Consider the following 542-nt stretch of genomic DNA (forward strand, 5'->3'; position numbering starts at 1 on the left):
CAACGCAAGCACGGTGTTCGCCTCACCGGCCGCCCTGGCCAACGTGGTGGCCACCAGCGGGCGTCTGGATGCCGGGCAACGCCAGGTCCTGGAGCAGGTCACCCTGACGCTCTCGGCCGGGGCACCGGTGCCCGAGCCCCTGTTGGCCAAGGTCCAACAGCTGGTCCCCCACGCCGGGGTGCACACCCCCTATGGGATGACCGAGGCCCTGCCGGTGACGGACATTGACCTGGACGAGATCCGGGCGGCCGGCAACGGCAATGGCGTCTGTGTCGGCACCCCCGTCGCCGGGGCGCAGATCGCGATCGCCGCCCTGGGCGCCTCCGGGAACGTGGCGGATGAGCCACCACGACCCCGGAGCTCACCGGGGAGATCCTGGTTCGCGCTCCACACGTCAAGGACCGCTACGACCGGCTCTGGATCACCGAGCAGCAAAGCGTCTCCATCCCCGGATGGCACCGGACCGGGGACGTTGGCCACCTGGATGTCGAGGGACGCCTGTGGTCGAAGCCGCCTGGGCCACGTAGTGCGCACCGCCCGCG

Annotated in this window: 1 pseudogene; it reads left to right on the forward strand. The window is 71.0% G+C overall.

The features are described 5' to 3' along the window. Window positions 1–542: pseudogene (locus JCM19049_RS17225) on the forward strand (AMP-binding protein); the annotation flags it as partial.

This window comes from Arthrobacter sp. JCM 19049, from assembly GCF_001310435.1.